This is a genomic window from Tenacibaculum aiptasiae, assembly GCF_008806755.1.
Classification (GTDB): Bacteria; Bacteroidota; Bacteroidia; order Flavobacteriales; family Flavobacteriaceae; genus Polaribacter; species Polaribacter aiptasiae.
This window is the reverse complement of record NZ_WAAU01000014.1, coordinates 311,161-328,738: the sequence shown is the minus strand read 5'-3', so window position 1 is coordinate 328,738 and position 17,578 is coordinate 311,161. Positions and strand designations below refer to the sequence as shown.

Sequence of the window (17,578 nt, the reverse complement as noted above, 5' to 3'; positions counted from 1 at the left end):
GAAAATCCTTGTGTCCCTGGTTCGATTCCTGGAGGCACCACTATTTAAATTTTAACTTCAGTTATAATTTTTATACGTTTGTTACTTTAATAAGCTTTAACTGGTGCCTTAGCTCAGTTGGTAGAGCAAAGGACTGAAAATCCTTGTGTCCCTGGTTCGATTCCTGGAGGCACCACCGAAAACCCGAACATTCGTTCGGGTTTTTTATTTAAATTTATTTTTTATGATTAATTCTTTTTGTTTTAAAACCAAATGAAGAACCTACAATAAAATCAAACAATTCAAAATTTAATACAGCATAATTTACATAAAAAAAACTCGAAGTTTTCACTTCGAGTTTTTTTTATTTTAATCTAAACTTCATCTCAACAGGTAAATGATCTGATGCTTCTCCAAAAGCATTTAATACTTTACCTTCTATATAATCAATACTATCTTCTGTATAAAAAATGTAATCTATTCGCTCATACAAATCCCTAGTATCAAATGTATTTTCAGGATTTTGATTATTAAACGCAGCATTACCTACACCTTCTTCTTTAAACATCTTCTGGATAATTGCCTCTTGATCTCTAGCTCTTGAATTAAAGTCTCCTAATAAAATTGTTGGATAGTTATTTTTATACCTCTTAAAGACATTTAAAACATATTCAAACTGACGAACTCTTGTTGGCTTATCAAATGCTTCTAAGTGAATATTTATTATTACAACCTCTTTTCCTTCTAGTACAACTTTAACTACTTGTACTAATCTATCTAAATATAAAGCATCTCTATAAAATGGACTATCTGGAACTCGTTCTAAAACTATACGCTCATAATCTTTCAGCTTGTATTTACTTAATATTGATTGTCCAGATACTACTTTTCCAAAATGCATGCTTGGAGGCCAATATGGATATGGTAAATAACGCTCATCCCAGTTTACTCCTCTAGCAATATAATTATAACCTAATTTAGAAAACTCATCTTCTTGATTAACTTCATAAGACCTTGATGCATTATAATCTATTTCCTGAAAAGCTATAATATCCGGCTGTACTTTACTTAACTCTTCTTTTACTTTCTTTAAATTAGTATCAAATAATTCTTTAGGCTTGGCTATAGGTAAATTATTCGTCATTCCACTCAGATAACCAACATTATAAGTAACTATACTATATACAGAGTCTTTATCTTTACTTTGCGGGTATTTATTTTCAATTAATTTTGAATATTCTTCTGCTTCCATAGTTGGAGATGAAGCCCAAAAGAAAAAAACTAAAAACATTGCTGCTACCAAAACAAGCAACCTTACTAAAACTCTGATTATATTTTTCATAAAATTTTAAAGAAATGTTAAAAACGTATTTCAAATTTAAACTTTTTTAAAGTAGCATAGTCATAGATGTGTAAATATTTAAAAAACTTAAAATTTTATAAAGATGAAGAAATTAATCGCACTATTTGTTTTCGCTGTTGGATTTACTTTAACAACTCAAGCACAAAAAGGAAAAAAAGGTGATTTTGAAAAATTAACTGTAGAACAACAAACTGAATTAGCTGTTAAAAAAATGACTTTAAAGCTAGACTTAACTCCTGCTCAACAGCGTAAAATTAAACCTTTACTTGCTGAAAAAATAGCTAAACGTAAAGCTATGCACGAAAAAAGAAAAGCAATGAAGGAAAGCGGAAAAGAAAGAAAAAAATTAACAGCTGATGAGCGATTTGCGAAAAAAAGTGCAATGTTAGATGCTCAAATTGCTTTTAAAGCTGACATGAAACGTATTCTAAATGAGAAGCAATACGAAAGATTTGAAAAAATGGCTGCTAAAATGAAGCATAAAGCCAAGAAAAAAATGAAGCGTAGAAAACATAAAAAAAGACATCATAAAAATGATGATAAAAAATAAAATTGATTAGTAGTAGTTTTTGATTGAAGGCCCAGTTTTGGAAACAAAACCGGGCTTTTTTTATTCTTTAAACCAACCTGAATACTTTACATAATTATTGGCTATTCTATCTATTTCTCCCGAGATTAATTCTTTAGAAATATCTTTTACTTTTTTGGCTGGAATACCTGCATAAATACTACCACTTTCTATTCTAGTATTTTTAGTTACCACTGCACCTGCTGCTATAATTGAGTTTGACTCAACAACACAGTCGTCCATAATAATACTTCCCATTCCCACTAAAACATTGTCGTGTATTGTACATCCATGTACTATTGCATTATGACCTATAGACACATTATTCCCTATTGTTGTTGGAGATTTTTGATATGTTGCATGAATTACAGCTCCATCTTGAACATTTACTTTATCTCCCATTTTAATATAATGAACATCTCCTCTTATTACCGCATTAAACCAAATACTACACTCTTTTCCCATCACTACATCCCCAACAATTGTTGCATTTTCTGCTACATAACAATCTTCTGGTATTTGAGGTGACTTTCCATTTACTGGTTTTATAATTTTCATTTCTACTCTATTTCTTTTGGATTAAATGTTACTGTATCTTTTTCTATAGTAACCACTACATATTCTTCAAGAGGTATTCCATTTGAATAATAACCATAATTCTTATTTACAAACTCGTTATTCATTTTATAACTCAAATTATAACTTCCATCTATTGGAGGAATATCAGACATATCAACTACATACATAGACTTTTGATATGGCTTTAAGATTATGTTTTTTAATGGTTTTTCTGAATTCGGAACAATATTTAATGAATCTATAACAAATTCTGTGTTATTAACTATTTCAAATTCAACTTTGCTTCCATAAAAGTGACAAGAAGCAAAAACAACTACTAAAATTAATAATGTGAGCTTTTTCATTTCTATTTAAAATATGATAACAGGTTCGCTTTTTTTGATGATGAAACCATAATTTCTTGTCCATTAGATAAAATTACACTTCCTCCTTTTCCTTTTTTATATTTAACAATCATATTTACATTTACTAAATACGATTTATGTACTCTAGCAAATGAGCTTTCTTTTAATAATTCTTCAAAATATTTTAATGTCTTACTAACTAATTTTTTAGAGTTTAAAAAGTGAATTTCAGTATAATTATCATCCGCCTTACAAAACTGAATATCGTTAATATCAATAACTTCAAAGCCATCTTGTTGTGGTATTGTTATCTTTTCTGAGGCTAGATTATTCTTTGGTAACAGCACTGTGTTTTCTAATTCTTTTTCTCTTTCCTTTATCTCTGTTACTAAACTTACCGCTTTTATTAATTCATCTATTGAAATGGGCTTTAATAAATAGTATGTTGCTTGATTGTTTAATGCTTCAATTGCATAATGATCATAAGCTGTTACAAAAATGGTTTCAAATGTTTGATTTTTTATTCTATCTAACAAATCAAACCCATTTCCATATGGCATTTCCACATCTAAAAATACTAAATCTAAGTCATTACTTTCAATTAACTTTTGTCCATCATCTATATTACTTGCCTCCCCTATTAATTGAACATTTGGGCAATATTTTGATAAATAATTCCTTAATATATCTCTTCCTATTGCTTCATCTTCTATTATAATTGCTTTCAATTTCATTGCTCATTTCTTTTTAAAATCATTTTTACTTTTGTCCCACTTCCATCTTCTAATAAATCGGAAATAGAAACAGCTATTCTATCTTTATACATATCGTTCAAAATAGCTATTCTATTTTGAATCGTACTCATTCCTTTCGACTTCTGTTTTAATTGATGCTTAGTTTTCATTTCTTTCGATTTCTTTCGTCCAACACCATCATCTTGAATAGTTATGACAATACTTTTCTCATCATATTGATTCATAGAAATAACTAAATTCCCTTTCTCTTTTTTATATCGTAGTCCATGCCAAATTGCATTTTCTATATAGGGCTGTAATAACATTGGAGGAATGGTGTAAGTATCTAATTTTATTTTCTCGTCAACAGAAATTAGATACTCAAATTTATCTTTAAATCGATTATGTTCAAGCTTTACATATAACTCCAACAATTCTATTTCTTTAGTCAACGAAATAAAATCTTCATCCGAATTTTCCAATACCGAACGCATTAATACTGAAAACTCTGATAAATATCTATTTGCACTACGTTCGTCGTTTACTGCTATAAAATTATTTACTGAATTTAATGCATTGAATATAAAATGAGGATTCATTTGTGAACGCATCGATTTTAGTGCTAACAAATTATTTGCTAGCTTTTGTTCTTTATTGGTACGATGCATAAAATAAGCTAATAAACACATTAACAAAATCCCTGCTAGTAATGAGTAAATTATTAATTCTTGACGTTTATTACTTTCTTGAGTTAATTGTTGATCCTTGTAGGCTAAATCTATTTTATTATCTGCTAACTCTTTATCTTTTTCTAAACTTGATATTCTATTTTGACTCTCTGCTATCCTCCTACCAAAACGTTTAATTTGTTGTATCTCTTGTTCTTTCCTTGAATATAGGGTATCAACCAACTTTACATAACTTTGATAAGCTTCTAATGCTCCCTTGTTATTTCCTACCGATTCTAAAACTTCAGAAAGTTTACGAGTTGCATCTTTTTGAATAATAATATCTTCATTTTTATCAGCTTCTTCTATACTCTTTTTCAAATAGGGTATTGCCTCATTATATTCCTCTTTTTGAATATAAGCATTCCCTATCTTATAATTTATTTTTTGTGAAGTAATAGAGTCTACTTGTGATTCTTTATCTTCTTCATTAACTATTATGTTTTTTGCATTTTTTAAACTTTCCTTTCTTAAATCTATTTCATCATCATAACGCTGAGCTTGATTATAATAATCGGCAACTTTTTGTTGTACTTTCAAGGAATTAAATGTGCGTCCAGCATTATCATATGCAAAATCTAAAGAGTTTTTAAATAGCGAATCTGCTTTCTTTTCTTTTCCCAACTTAACATAGACTTCTGCCAAACTAGCGTTTAGATCTGTTATCTTAGATTTTATTTGATTTTCTTGAGCAATTTTCAAAGCATTTTTATAGCTACCTATAGCTCTATTAAACTCTTGTAAATTCTTATATGTATCACCTAATCCTTCATTCGCTAGTAAACGATCATATTTGCTTAATTTTCCTTTTAGTGCTTTTTTATAATTTCTCCTTGCATCTCCATTTTTTAAAGCTAATAATTCTGTTTTAGCTAGCAATAACAATACTTTATTATCAGTTACTTCTTTAATAGATGCCTTATAATTTTCTATTGCTAAATCATACTGTTTCCAATATGTATATATTTCTCCTAGCTCTTTATAGGAAACTGACTTACGTCTTTTTGTTTCACTTTCATTCAGCATTTTTTCAACAAAAGTTAAACTTTTATCTAAGTTTTTTTCCTTATAAAATTTTACAGAATCGAAATATTTATTAAATAAATTAGCTTCTCTTTTCCTTGCTCGTTTTTTACTACTTTTAAATGAAATTTTATTTAAACTATATTTTGATTTTTTCTCTCCTTCAAAGTTTTCTACTAAAACTTTTATATCTTCATTATCTTTTATCGTATAATAAACAGTCATAAAATCTGGATGAGCAACCACAAGTTCATCATTCGATCTTGCCTTAACAATATATCTTTGTTCTGAGTTTGAAAATAAAAACCTTCTACCGTTTACTGATACATCTGCATTTTCAATTGCGTCTCCCGAGTCATCATCTACCACCTTCACTTTTACTGAAAACTCTTTAGCTATATTCTCTTTATTTTGAGAAAAAACCACACAAACGTTCAGTAGTAATAATGCTAATAATATGTATATTTTTTTATTCATCTCTTTCTTAATTAATGTAAACATACATACAAAAACTGAGTTCAAAAAATTGAAAACCACCAGCCACACCTTAAAACACTCTTCAAAAACCTCCTTTACTCATTTCTTAACTCTAATTACTCATTAACACTGACCGTTTACTCATTTTCGTTTTTTTATAAAATAAGTTGCTCTTAATTTTGAAGTAATTAGCTACCAAACTATTAATAACTTAAAAGCAAAAAATTATGAAAACTCATGTATTAAAAATTTTATTCGTTTTTACTTTTTTATTTTCTGTCGTTGGTTATGCTATCAATCCTGACAACAAAACACAAACTACCAAGGTTGCTTTATTATTAGATACAAGTAATAGTATGGATGGACTGATTAATCAAGCAAAAGCTCAATTATGGGAAATTGTAAACGAATTATCTTATGCTAAATGTAATGGAGTAACTCCTAAATTGGAAATCGCATTGTATGAGTATGGAAACGATCAATTATCGTCAAAAGAAGGATATATTCGTCAGGTATTACAATTCACTAGTAACTTAGATGATATTTCTGAACACCTGTTTTCTCTAACCACAAATGGAGGAAGTGAATTTTGCGGGCAAGTTATTCAAACCTCTCTTAATGAACTAGATTGGGGTAAAAGAAAGAATGATTTAAAAATGATTTTTATTGCAGGAAACGAACCTTTTACACAAGGTAAGCTAAACTATAAAGATGCAATAACCAACGCTAAAGAAAAAGACATTACCATTAACACTATTTTTTGTGGTGATTATAATTTAGGAGTTTCTGGAATGTGGAGAGACGGAGCTATTTATGGTGGTGGTGATTACATGACTATTAATCACAATAAGAACATTGTTCATATAGTAACTCCTTATGACAAAGAGATTATCATTTTAAATAAAAAACTAAACAAAACTTACATTCATTATGGAAACAAAGGGTACTCTAAATATAGTAATCAAACAAAACAAGATGCTAATGCTCTTACTTTGAATGAAGTTGTAGTTGTAAAAAGAGCTATTACCAAAAGCTCTAAGTTATATAAAAATGCTGAATGGGATCTAGTTGATGCTTCTGAAGAAAAAGAGATTGATTATAATAAATTAAAGAAAAAACAACTTCCTAAACATTTACAAAATAAATCATCTAAAGAAATAAAAAAGTATGTAGAAACTAAACGTAAAGAACGATTAGAAATTCAAGAAAAAATAAAAGAATTAAATAAAAAAAGAAAACTATACGTAGCTAAAAAACAACGTGAATCATCTAAGAATAACGAATTGGAAAGTGTTATGATTAAAGCTATAAAAAACCAAGCGAAAAAGAAAAACTATTCTTGGTAGGTTTAGTTTGATTAGTTGTTAGTTTTCAAAGCGGAGTGGTTCTCCGCTTTTTTATTTAATTACTAATTTTTCTCCTATACTAATACTGTTATTCGTAAGTCCATTTGCTTCCTTAATTTTACTTACTGTAGTTTGGTATTTCCTAGCAATAGAATATAAAGTATCTCCTTTTTGTACTTCATGATATCCTGTTTTAACCTCTTGGGGCTTCTTATAGTTTTTAGGTTTAACTCTATCGTACTTTGCTAAATTATATTTCTTTATAATTCCTATTAGCTTTTGTGGGTAACGTTTATCTGTTGCATAACCTGCTCTTCGTAAACCATAAGCCCATCCTTTGTAATTTGTATGCCCTAATTTAAATAAGCTAGCATATCTTTTACGGGTAAGTAAAAATTGTGAATGGTCTTCGTATGAAGTTTCTGGATATTTATATTTTCTGAAACATTCTCCTTTTTCATCATCATCGTGTGTTACACTTTTTCCTTTCCAACCTCTATGACATTTGATTCCAAAATGATTATTTGACCTCCTTGCTAAATCACTTCTTCCACTCCCTGATTCTAATACTCCTTGTGCTAAAGTTATACTAGCTGGAATATTATGCTCATGCATTTTTTTTACAGCAATTGGTGCAAACTTCTGAATATAAGCTACTGTGTGGTTTGTATTTGTTTTTAAAGGTTTTTGTACCTGCTCTAATTGTGGTAACTCTGGCATTACTTCTTTAACTTCTTCTAAAACAACTTCTTTTTGCTTTGATTTGACTACATTTTTATTAGAACCACAGCTTACTAAAAACGTTGTGCAAATTGCTATATAAAAAACTAACTTTATTCTCATTAAATGTTTATTATCTCTTGATTTTTATTCTTTAATTTTTGGTTTACCCCTGCTATCCCTTGTAAACCACCTGTATGAATTGCTAATATTTTTGTATTTCTTGGAAATTCATCTTTCTTAATCTTCTCTAGCAATCCAAACATCATTTTCCCTGTATAAATTGGATCTAATGGAATATTTGTAGCTTTTTTAAACTCGTTTATAAAACGAATTAGCTCTTCATTATATTTTCCGTATCCACCAAAATGATACTCATTTTCCAAGCTCCAATTATCATTCCTTTGAACAAACTGTTGAATTTCTTTTTCTAAAAAACTTCCTTTTAATGCTGGAAAACCAATTATTTTTTGATGCTCTTTAGCTGATTCTATTAAACCAGAAATAGTACCTCCAGTACCAATTGCAGAACAAATATAATCGAATTTTTCATCTTCTTTTGTTAAGATCTCTTTACAACCTTTTATTGCCAATTCATTAGTTCCTCCTTCTGGTACCAAATAAAAATCTCCAAACTCTTTTTGAAGTTCTTCTATAAAACTTTTTTCTGTTTTTTGTCTATAAACTGATCTTGAAACAAATTTAAACTCCATTCCATTTTTAAAAGCTTCTCTTAAAGTTTCATTTTGAGCTAATGTTTTGTCTAAATCTATTCCCAGTTCATCTCCTCTTATTACTCCCATAGTCTTAAATCCCGATAATTTCCCTGCAATTGCTGTTGCTGCAATATGATTAGAAAATGCTCCTCCAAAAGTTAACAAAGTGCTTTTTTGTTGTTCTTTAGCTTGAGCTATATTGTATTTAAGTTTTCTGAATTTATTCCCAGAAACAAATGGATGAATTTGATCTTCTCGCTTTATATAAAGCGTCACTTGTTTTTCTTCTAAAATAGGAAGAAGAACTTGTTGATTTTGTATATTAGGATTGGACAAAAACAATTTATTTCCAATAATTTATTGATTCAAAATCATTATTATAATCTCCTATATAAGTGTTTTCCCAGTATATTTCTCCTCCCTCTAGTTCAACAAAAACTCTGTAAAGCCCATTCTCAAATTTACTTGCATTTATAGTTAATGAATTGGTAAGTTTTGTTGGCTTTATTTCTTCAATAGCTTTGTTTATCACCTCATTGGTTGTGTATAAATCATTTGTCAAATAATCTTCAAAAACAACGTTTTTAAACACATTTGTTGACTGTCCCTTTAAAACCCAAACCTTTAAAATATTTTTTTGTGAAGCCAACTTAAAAATATTGACTGCTGGTATAGGATACATCGTAACAATTTTATTTTTCACATATTTAGAAGGATCATTTTGATCTTTTTCTTTCTTATAAAACAACCCATTAGGATTTCCTAAACGGCCTATTTCTAGTCCAAAATCATTTATTAATTTTATTCCTGTAACTATAGTTATATCTTTTATTTCATGGCTATCTTCATTACTACTACAAGATATTAACGCTAAAAGTGTGATGATTAAATACTTTTTCATTTTAATTATAATTTGCAATTTGTTCTTCAATTGTTTCCCATTCTTCCATTAAAGTATCAACCTCTGCCTTCTTTGCTTTATAATTTTCAAAGAAATTAGGCTGAGAAGATACCTCTTCATAGTTTTGAGCTAACTCTAAGTCTATTTTTTCTATTTCTGCTTCGATGTCAGCTATTCTATTTTCAATTTTATTTATTTTATTTTTTAATTTTTTAATTTCTTTTTCTTGCTCTCTAGATAATTTATAATTTTCTTTCTTTGAAGTATCTTTTCCTTCTTTTACAACAGTTTTCTTTTCTGCATCACGTAAACTTTCCATTTTGTGTTGCTCTAAGAAATAATCAATATCTCCTAAATATTCTTTTATTACTTTGTCTTTAAAACCATAAACTGTTGTAGTTAAACCTTGTAGAAAATCACGATCATGAGACACTATAATTAATGTTCCATCAAAGCTTTGAAGTGCTTTCTTTAGTACATTTTTTGAAGCTATATCTAGGTGATTCGTAGGCTCATCCATTATTAACACATTGAAAGGTGATAATAATAATTTACATAATGCCAAACGATTTCGTTCTCCTCCCGATAATACTTTTGCTTTTTTATCAACTGCTTCTCCTCCGAATAAGAATGACCCCAACATATCTCTAACTCGCATTCTGTTAGAATCTGTCGCAGCATCTTCCATAATTTCCAACACTGTTTTTTCTGGTGGTAATTCTTCTGATTGATTTTGAGCAAAATATCCTATTTCTACATTGTGTCCTAATTTTAAATTTCCTTCAAACGGAATTTCTCCCACCATCATTTTAGCTAATGTAGATTTCCCTTGTCCATTTTGACCAACAAAAGCTATTTTACTATTACGCTCTATTAGCAAATCTACATTTTGAAGCACTTGTTTATCTCCATAACTTTTGGCTAAGTTTTCTGCTTCTACAATTATTTTACCTGGCTCTTTTGAAATTGCAAAACGAACGTTCATTGTAGCATTATCATCTTGATCTACTTCAATACGCTCAACTCTATCAAGCTTCTTTATTAAGGATTGAGCCATTGCAGCCTTATTCGCCTTCGCTCTAAATTTCTCAATAAGCTTTTCTGTATGCTCTATTTCTTTTTGTTGATTCTTTTGCGCTTGTAATTGCTTTTCTTTTATTTCAGCTCGTAACTTTAAAAACTCTGAATAAGGCTTTTTGTAATCGTAAATTTGACCTAAAGATATTTCTATAGTTCTATTGGTTACATTATCTAAAAACATCTTATCATGAGAAACTAAGACTACTGCTCCTGCATAATTTTTCAAGAAGTTTTCTAACCAAATAATCGATTCAATATCTAAGTGGTTAGTAGGCTCATCTAGTAATAATATATCATTACTTTGTAATAATAGTTTTGCTAATTCAATACGCATACGCCACCCTCCTGAGAAAGTATCTGTCAGCTTATCAAAATCTTCTCTTTGAAAACCTAAACCTTGTAAAATCTTTTCTGTTTCACCTTGATAGTTATAACCTCCCAACAACTCATAACGTTCTGTTTTTTCATTCAAGCTTATAATTAACTCATTATAAGCTTCACTTTCATAATCGGTTCTTTCAGCTAGCTGTTGGTTAATTTCATCAAGCTCAAATTCTATTTCTTTAATTTCTGTAAATGCCTGATACGCTTCTTCTAATATTGTTCTACCATGAACAAAATCTATATCCTGACGTAAAAAACCTATTCGTACTTCTTTATCAAAAGCCATAGTACCTCCACTGCTTTCAATATCTTTAGAAAGCACTTTTAATAAAGTAGATTTTCCTGCTCCATTTTTCCCAATCAATCCTATTCTATCTCCTTTATTTAATTTAAAAGTGATTCCTGAGAATAAATCTGTTCCCATGAACGAAACCGATAAATTATGTACGTTTAACATAGTCTTTTTACGAATTACTTTGTTTTTGTAACTACTGTTACAAAATACTGTGTTATTTTTGTTGAAATTTGTGCAAACTTACAAAACGAAATAATTAATTAGGCCAATAATAAGATATGTTTGGAAAAGGAAGTAAACTATACAGTATTTTTAAAAGTAAATGCCCTCGTTGTCATGAAGGTGAGTTTTTTAAATATCGTATATCTTTCAATCCAAAAAAAATAACAACATTGCATGAAAATTGCCCTAAATGTAATTTAAAATACATGATGGAGCCTTCTTTTTTCTTTGGTGCTATGTATGTTAATTATGCTATTGCTGTTGCTTTGTTTGTTGGTATTTTTATTATAGCTAAAGTTTTCCTTGGACTCTCAATCTTAAAGAGTTTTATATCTATTGTAGTTGTTTCTCTATTATTAACTCCTATCAATTTACGCTTATCTCGTATAATCTGGATTAACCTCTTTGTATCGTACAATAAAAAGGCTAAGGAATTACAATCTGAGAAATAACAATTTATTTCTCAAACCTTTTTATATCTATTTCTTTATCTAGTTTTTCATCTTTTTCTAAGTGTTTAAATAAGCTTGTGGCAATACTTGGGCCTATCATAACACCTCGAGTTCCTAAACCATTTAAAACTGCTAATTGTTTATATTTAGGATGTACTCCTACTAAAGGTCTTCTATCTTTTACTGTTGGTCTAATTCCTGCCAACTGATCGGTTACTGTGTATGGAACTGAGATTACTTTTTGCAATTTATCTTCCAACTCCTTTCTCCCTTCTTTGGTAGGTAATGATGTTTTATCTGTCCAATTAAAGGTAGCTCCAACCTTGTAATAATCATTGCCTAATGGCATTACAAACACACTAGACTTTAATAAGAAATTGATTTTTAATTCTGGTGCATGAATTGTTATCGTTTCTCCTTTTGCTTCTTTTAGAGGAAGCTCATTAAAATATGGGTTATTCTTTACTCCAAAACCTTCACAAAAAACAACTCTATTAGCAATAATATTATTATAATTTACTTTTTCTCCTTTTAAAATTAACTCTGAATGTTTAAAACTTTCATTTATTAACAAGCTCTTTTCATTCAAATACGCTTTATACAATTTTACAAGTGTTGTAGTATCAACTCTTCCTGTGCCTTTTAATTCGCCAAATCCAAAATCACCTACAACACCATCAATTTTTCCTTTTAATACCTTAGGAAGCATGTATTGAGCTAACATTGGCTTATCTGAAGCTATAAACCAATTGTTTTCATCTCCTACGCTATTGAACACTTTTTTTGTTGGAAATTCATAATCTAATTGAGTTGATAGTTTTTCTTCTATATTTTTATAAAATGGTTTTGCTAGTTCTATTTGTTTATGCCCATTCCAAACAGGTGTAAAACGTTTTAATATTACAGGATTGTATACTCCACCAGCCACTATAGAGGAATTTTGTGAATTATCTTCAAAAACGACAAAACTCTTATTATTTTTTTCTAAAATTTCAGCAAATGATATCCCTGCTAACCCTAAACCTACTATAATATAATCAACCTCAATATTCATAGTTCAAAAATACTATTATTAAAACAAAAAAAGCGTTTGCAATGCAAACGCTTTTTATTTTATTCAATGAGAATTACTAGTAATTCCACATATCCATTTCTCTGTTACGAATTCCTTCTTTAATTCTATCAGCTTCTAATAATTGGAATAAAGAATTACCTCTTACATAATCTTTAATAGATCTATCTCCGTAAATATTCTCTTCCTTTCTAACTGTAGAAGTAAATCTTCTCGCATTTAACAAGTTATCATAAGACAATGGTTGTGCTGAGTTTTCAGGATTAAATACTTTTGATGCATGTAAAGTTTCTCTTGCATCTGGGAAGAATACCCAGAATAATGCATACTCTCCTTCATCTTCGATATCTGTACCTAAAATCTGTACATCTGGTCCCATTGGAGCTAGAGCTAACATACGATACTTAAGCTCTCCACCTCTTTTGTCGAAATACCAAATACCTTTAATTAAGTATCCTTTGATATCTGCAGACTGTACAGAATAACCATCAACATTTCCGTAACCATCATCACGCTCGTTGTAAGTCATAGATTTAATTTCTTCCATTCCAATCTTAGTTGTAAAATAAGAATCACTATAAACCTCTTTGATCTCACCATTTTTAATACCTTTTAACAATGTATCAAATAATGAACGTCTTGTTAAACCTGCATTTGTAGTATCAATTGGATAGTAATAAGGTAAATTGATCTTTTGATTTAAATCAACATATTCCCACACCACTTTAGACCATAACACATCTCTATCGCTAATATAACCATAAGGAAGTGGCTTATCGTCCTCTGAAACTATTTGTGCTTCAGATTTAACTCCAATTTCATCTACCTTTGTAGCATTTAAGAGGTTAGCTTGGGCACTTACATAACTTGTTGTAGCAAGTGCAAATAAAACCATATAAAAACGCTTCCAATTCATACTTTAAATTTTTACTTATTAATTCGTAATTTCTATACTAACAGGTAATACTTTCTTGATTTTATAGTTAGAACCAGATACAGATGCTTTAATATCATAAATAGTAATTACATCATTTCTTCTTGCTCTACCTAATGCCTGTTTTGCTCTAGCTGTTAATTTAGTTCCATTTACTGGCACAGTTACCTGACCTGGCACTTTAATTTTAAAACTAGATACATTTAATCTTAAATCGAATAAGAAATCTGGTAAACCTGCACCTACATTAATTCTAGATACACTAGCTTTAGGCATTCTTACAGTACCATATTGACCTCTTACCATACCTACTGCTGGTGGTATGTCTTTAATTCTATACTTCTTTGGTGTGTTAATTTTTCCACCACCTGGTAATTCAGCAGAAACTCTAATAGTTACTTCTCCACCTTTACCTGGTCTCATTACATACTTGTCTCCTTTAACTTGTCTTAATCCTGGTGCAGAAGCTTTTACTTTGTTACTTGCTACTCCTGGTACTGAAATAGTTAATGGGTTTGGTAATCCACGGTATACTACATTCATTTTGTCTGCAGATACCACAGCTTCATTAGGCTTTGGAATTACTGAATAACCTCCAACAATTGGAATAGTTACTAAAGAATCGTTTTCCATGAATTGGAACTCTCCTTCTAATGTCTTATCTCCTACAGGTCCAGCTGGTCCGTCTAAGATAACCTGTCCTGCCTTGATTTTGTCAGCTTCAATTTCTTTACCGTTAACAATTACTTTTTCAGCAGTTAAATTGTCATCTTTCTTACCTAAAACAATCTTACCTGATAATTTTTCACCTGGGTAGTATGCATTCTTTTCAAAAAGAACCATTGCTTCATAATTCTTTAAAGAAACTGCACTCTCTAATTCACCTTGTAATAAAGCAGATAATGCATCAGATTCAGTTGCTTTAACATCAGCTTGAATTTGAGTAAACTTAGTTAAAGATGCTACTAAAGGAAATCCTTCGTAGTTATATTTTAACCAGTCAATTTTCTTTTTATCTTTATTAGTTACTTTGTCCGTATTAAAACGAGCTTTAATAACTTCTGCTACTTCTGTTCCTTCTAATAGACCTGCTGCTTGGTTTCTAAACTCTTCAATTTTAGCAACGAATTCTTTACCTTGCTTAGTTACTTTACCTCCTTTGAAGAAAAGTACGTCTAAGAACTTAGATTTATCCATTGATTCATATGCTTTAGGATCTTTAACTCCTGCCATCATTTGAGTTTTTAAATCTCCAATGTATCCATATAAATCGTCAGCTAAAACTTTTAATTTATCTGTTTTCTCTTTAGCTTCTCCATACTGTTTAGCTTGCTCTTTAGCTTTTTTAGCTAAAGTAGTGTATGCACTTGCGTTCTTTACAGTTGCTTTATCATTTGCTTCTACAAGCTTCTCATTCATCAAACCGAAAGCAGATAATACCTCTTTACTCATATTCATTGCTAACATTGCAATAAATACCAGATACATTAGGTTAATCATCTTCTGCCTTGGTGATAGTTTTCCTCCTGCCATACTATAATTAGTTTGTTAGTTAATATTAATTAGATAAACTAATTATTTATTCGACATTGCAGTTAACATACCTCCGTATACTCCATTTAAAGAAGATAAGTTAGTAGCTAACGATTCCATTTGTTCTTGTAAACGTTGAGAATTTTCAACTAATGCAGAGTTTAAATCAGCTTGCTTACCTGCATTTTCTACTTGAGTAGAATATAATCCGTTTAAAGATTCTAATTTAGCAGCAGCCATTGCCATTTGCTCGTTATATTGATTAGTTGATGCAATAGTGTTTGAAGTTGAAGTTAACCCTTCTGCAGCACCTTGGAAGTTTTTGATGCTCTCTCCTAAGCTTGATACTAAGTTTGCGTCTAAACGAGCATCTCTTAAGATATCATCTAATTTTTGAGATAACATGCTTTGAGCTTCAGCTGGAGTAGCTTCTCCATTTTTTACTCCTAAAGACTCTCCGTCTGCTAATTCTGGATATACTTTTGTCCAGTCTAATTCATCTTCAACAGGTTCAAATGCTGAGATACCGAATACTAATGCTTCTACGATCATACCTACCATTAATACTTCGTTTCCGAAAGGCCAGTGTAAGATTTTAAATAATGCTCCAATAATTACAACTGCGGCTCCTAAACCGTAAGCCATATTGAACATTTTCTTAGTTGATTTTGATTGTGCCATAATTCTTTTGATTTTTAAGGGAATTAATATTTATTCTTGTTTGTAATTTGTTTACTGATTTTTGTTAGTACCTAAGTAATCTTGTACTGTTCTAAATCCGATGTAACTTCTTGCTGTATCTGCATATTCCCAATCACGAGAACTTACTTCTAAGAAATACGCTACATCTTTCCATGATCCTCCACGGATGATTTTTCTTCTGTTTTCTTTGATTTCTACATTTGGATTCATTGTTGACCCCATGTAGTATGACATTTGATTGTATGCTGTGTTTGTCCACTCTGCAACATTACCTGCCATATTGTATAATCCATACTCATTAGGATTATATGAAACTGCTTCTACTGTATATAAAGCTCCGTCAGCTGCATAATCTCCACGTACTGGTTTAAAGTTTGCTAAGAAACAACCTCTATCACTTGTTGTACTAGGACCTCCCCATGGGTATTTTGCATAATTTAAACCTCCACGAGCAGCATACTCCCACTCTGCCTCTGTTGGCAATCTGAAGTTAGGTACTAAACCTAATTTCTTTCTAGATCTTTGGTATCTATTTTTTGTTTTAGTTCTCCAGTGACAAAAAGCTTTTGCTTGGTTCCAAGTTACTCCAACTACTGGATAGTTTTCGTATGCTTTGTGTGCAAAATATTCTTGGTGCATTGGATCATTGTATGAGTAGTTAAAATCTTTAATCCAAACTGTTGTATCTGGATATACATTGATTACCTCACTCTTCATGAAATCTTTTCTATTCTTACCAGTTCTTGCAGCAGCATCGTTATCAAACCAGAAGTATCTGTAGTTTAATAATTTTGTATTAAAAGTTCTGATTCCGTTTAAGGCTTCGTCCTTTTTTATATATAAAGAATCCATTACTTCTACATAGTCAGCATCTGGATACTCCTGAGCTTCCCACACTAAGTCTTCTTGCCAGTTTAAAGGCTTTAGAGAATCTAACCCTTCTCCTAACTCATAGTAATTTTCTCTCATATACTTTTCGTAAGGAGTTTCATTTACTGTATCCTTAGAAGCAAAAGCATATAATTGTATACCTTGAGCATTTTTACCTGCATTTGCTGGATCTTCATCACCTCCTGAAGCAAACTCTGCTTGGTAAGCTAACTTTGTTCTAGTAATTGAATCTCTTACCCAGTATACGAACTGTTTATATTCACTATTAGTAATTTCAGACTCATCCATATAAAACGGCTGAACGGTTACTGTCTTAGTTGGGGCATTCATAGCTCCTAAAGGATCTTCATCTTGTTTACCCATTGTAAACGAACCTCCAGGGATTTTAGCCATTCCATATGGCTTTTCTGCAAACCATTTTCTTTTTGACTTTACTCCGACTAATTCTCCTCTATCTCCTCCACTTGAACCACAAGAGTAAGCGATAGATACTAATAATGCAAGTACTGCTATTTTCTTCATATTATTCCTTTCT

The 17,578-nt window shown here is 30.4% G+C and carries 17 protein-coding genes and 1 tRNA gene; 4 read left to right on the top strand and 14 right to left on the bottom strand.

Annotated features, from left to right (window positions below; all coding sequences use genetic code 11):
• Positions 1 to 102: 102 nt before the first annotated feature.
• Positions 103 to 175: transfer RNA gene (locus F7018_RS11100), tRNA-Phe, on the top strand.
• Positions 176 to 343: 168 nt separating this feature from the next.
• Here F7018_RS11100 and F7018_RS11095 read toward each other — a convergent pair.
• Entirely contained in the window at positions 344 to 1,321 is a 978-nt protein-coding gene (locus F7018_RS11095) for an endonuclease/exonuclease/phosphatase family protein (RefSeq protein ID WP_150900130.1), read from the bottom strand.
• A gap of 103 nt (positions 1,322 to 1,424) precedes the next feature.
• Here F7018_RS11095 and F7018_RS11090 point away from each other — a divergent pair, with 103 nt between their 5' ends.
• On the top strand, positions 1,425 to 1,892 hold the full coding sequence (locus tag F7018_RS11090) for a hypothetical protein (protein WP_150900129.1): 468 nt from the start codon (positions 1,425 to 1,427) through the stop codon (positions 1,890 to 1,892).
• Between the two features lie 60 nt (positions 1,893 to 1,952).
• Here the strand turns inward: F7018_RS11090 and F7018_RS11085 are convergent, their stop codons facing one another.
• Genes F7018_RS11085 through F7018_RS11070 form a run of 4 tightly spaced genes read right to left on the bottom strand, consistent with a single transcriptional unit; the run spans position 1,953 to position 5,795 of the window.
• A complete protein-coding gene (locus F7018_RS11085; protein WP_150900128.1) occupies positions 1,953 to 2,468 on the bottom strand; it encodes a gamma carbonic anhydrase family protein in 516 nt (171 codons plus the stop codon).
• A 2-nt stretch (positions 2,469 to 2,470) separates the two neighbouring features.
• Complete coding sequence (locus F7018_RS11080) at positions 2,471 to 2,833, bottom strand: hypothetical protein (RefSeq protein ID WP_150900127.1); 363 nt, start codon at positions 2,831 to 2,833, stop codon at positions 2,471 to 2,473.
• A gap of 2 nt (positions 2,834 to 2,835) precedes the next feature.
• Positions 2,836 to 3,567 (bottom strand): LytR/AlgR family response regulator transcription factor, encoded by a 732-nt coding sequence (locus tag F7018_RS11075; protein WP_150900126.1) that lies wholly within the window; start codon positions 3,565 to 3,567, stop codon positions 2,836 to 2,838.
• The gene (locus F7018_RS11070) at positions 3,564 to 5,795 is read right to left on the bottom strand and encodes a tetratricopeptide repeat-containing sensor histidine kinase (protein WP_150900125.1); all 2,232 of its coding nucleotides are present in this window, start codon (positions 5,793 to 5,795) and stop codon (positions 3,564 to 3,566) included. The genes F7018_RS11075 and F7018_RS11070 overlap by 4 nt, the downstream gene beginning before the upstream one ends.
• 227 nt (positions 5,796 to 6,022) lie before the next feature.
• Between F7018_RS11070 and F7018_RS11065 the strand changes: the two genes are divergently transcribed.
• Positions 6,023 to 7,141 carry a vWA domain-containing protein gene (locus F7018_RS11065; RefSeq protein WP_150900124.1) on the top strand — a complete coding sequence of 373 codons (1,119 nt, stop codon included), beginning with the start codon at positions 6,023 to 6,025 and terminating at the stop codon, positions 7,139 to 7,141.
• 51 nt (positions 7,142 to 7,192) lie between these two features.
• Here the strand turns inward: F7018_RS11065 and F7018_RS11060 are convergent, their stop codons facing one another.
• From F7018_RS11060 to F7018_RS11045, 4 genes are read right to left on the bottom strand one after another with little or no spacing between them, the layout of a single operon-like run.
• Complete coding sequence (locus tag F7018_RS11060) at positions 7,193 to 7,984, bottom strand: glucosaminidase domain-containing protein (RefSeq protein ID WP_150900123.1); 792 nt, start codon at positions 7,982 to 7,984, stop codon at positions 7,193 to 7,195.
• The gene (locus tag F7018_RS11055; RefSeq protein WP_262713964.1) at positions 7,984 to 8,898 is read right to left on the bottom strand and encodes a 1-aminocyclopropane-1-carboxylate deaminase/D-cysteine desulfhydrase; all 915 of its coding nucleotides are present in this window, start codon (positions 8,896 to 8,898) and stop codon (positions 7,984 to 7,986) included. Before F7018_RS11055 ends, F7018_RS11060 begins: the two co-directional genes overlap by 1 nt.
• A 22-nt stretch (positions 8,899 to 8,920) precedes the next feature.
• Positions 8,921 to 9,478, bottom strand: coding sequence for a hypothetical protein (locus F7018_RS11050; RefSeq protein ID WP_150900121.1), 558 nt, complete (start codon positions 9,476 to 9,478; stop codon positions 8,921 to 8,923).
• A gap of 1 nt (position 9,479) precedes the next feature.
• Positions 9,480 to 11,399 (bottom strand): ABC-F family ATP-binding cassette domain-containing protein, encoded by a 1,920-nt coding sequence (locus tag F7018_RS11045; RefSeq protein WP_150900120.1) that lies wholly within the window; start codon positions 11,397 to 11,399, stop codon positions 9,480 to 9,482.
• A 116-nt stretch (positions 11,400 to 11,515) separates the two neighbouring features.
• Here F7018_RS11045 and F7018_RS11040 point away from each other — a divergent pair, with 116 nt between their 5' ends.
• Positions 11,516 to 11,911, top strand: a complete 396-nt coding sequence (locus tag F7018_RS11040) for a DUF983 domain-containing protein (protein ID WP_150900119.1) — start codon at positions 11,516 to 11,518, stop codon at positions 11,909 to 11,911.
• Between the two features lie 4 nt (positions 11,912 to 11,915).
• On the opposite strand, the gene F7018_RS11035 is transcribed toward F7018_RS11040, so the two are convergent.
• The 5 genes from F7018_RS11035 to porK all read right to left on the bottom strand — a co-directional run bounded on the left by F7018_RS11035 (position 11,916) and on the right by porK (position 17,565).
• Complete coding sequence (locus tag F7018_RS11035) at positions 11,916 to 12,965, bottom strand: NAD(P)/FAD-dependent oxidoreductase (protein ID WP_317132382.1); 1,050 nt, start codon at positions 12,963 to 12,965, stop codon at positions 11,916 to 11,918.
• Between the two features lie 76 nt (positions 12,966 to 13,041).
• Entirely contained in the window at positions 13,042 to 13,899 is an 858-nt protein-coding gene (gene porN, locus F7018_RS11030) for a type IX secretion system ring subunit PorN/GldN (RefSeq protein ID WP_150900118.1), read from the bottom strand.
• Between the two features lie 18 nt (positions 13,900 to 13,917).
• Positions 13,918 to 15,450, bottom strand: a complete 1,533-nt coding sequence (gene porM, locus F7018_RS11025; protein WP_150900117.1) for a type IX secretion system motor protein PorM/GldM — start codon at positions 15,448 to 15,450, stop codon at positions 13,918 to 13,920.
• Between the two features lie 42 nt (positions 15,451 to 15,492).
• On the bottom strand, positions 15,493 to 16,131 hold the full coding sequence (porL, locus tag F7018_RS11020) for a type IX secretion system motor protein PorL/GldL (RefSeq protein WP_150900116.1): 639 nt from the start codon (positions 16,129 to 16,131) through the stop codon (positions 15,493 to 15,495).
• 51 nt (positions 16,132 to 16,182) lie between these two features.
• Positions 16,183 to 17,565 carry a T9SS ring complex lipoprotein PorK/GldK gene (porK, locus tag F7018_RS11015; RefSeq protein WP_150900115.1) on the bottom strand — a complete coding sequence of 461 codons (1,383 nt, stop codon included), beginning with the start codon at positions 17,563 to 17,565 and terminating at the stop codon, positions 16,183 to 16,185.
• Between the last annotated feature and the right edge of the window lie 13 nt (positions 17,566 to 17,578).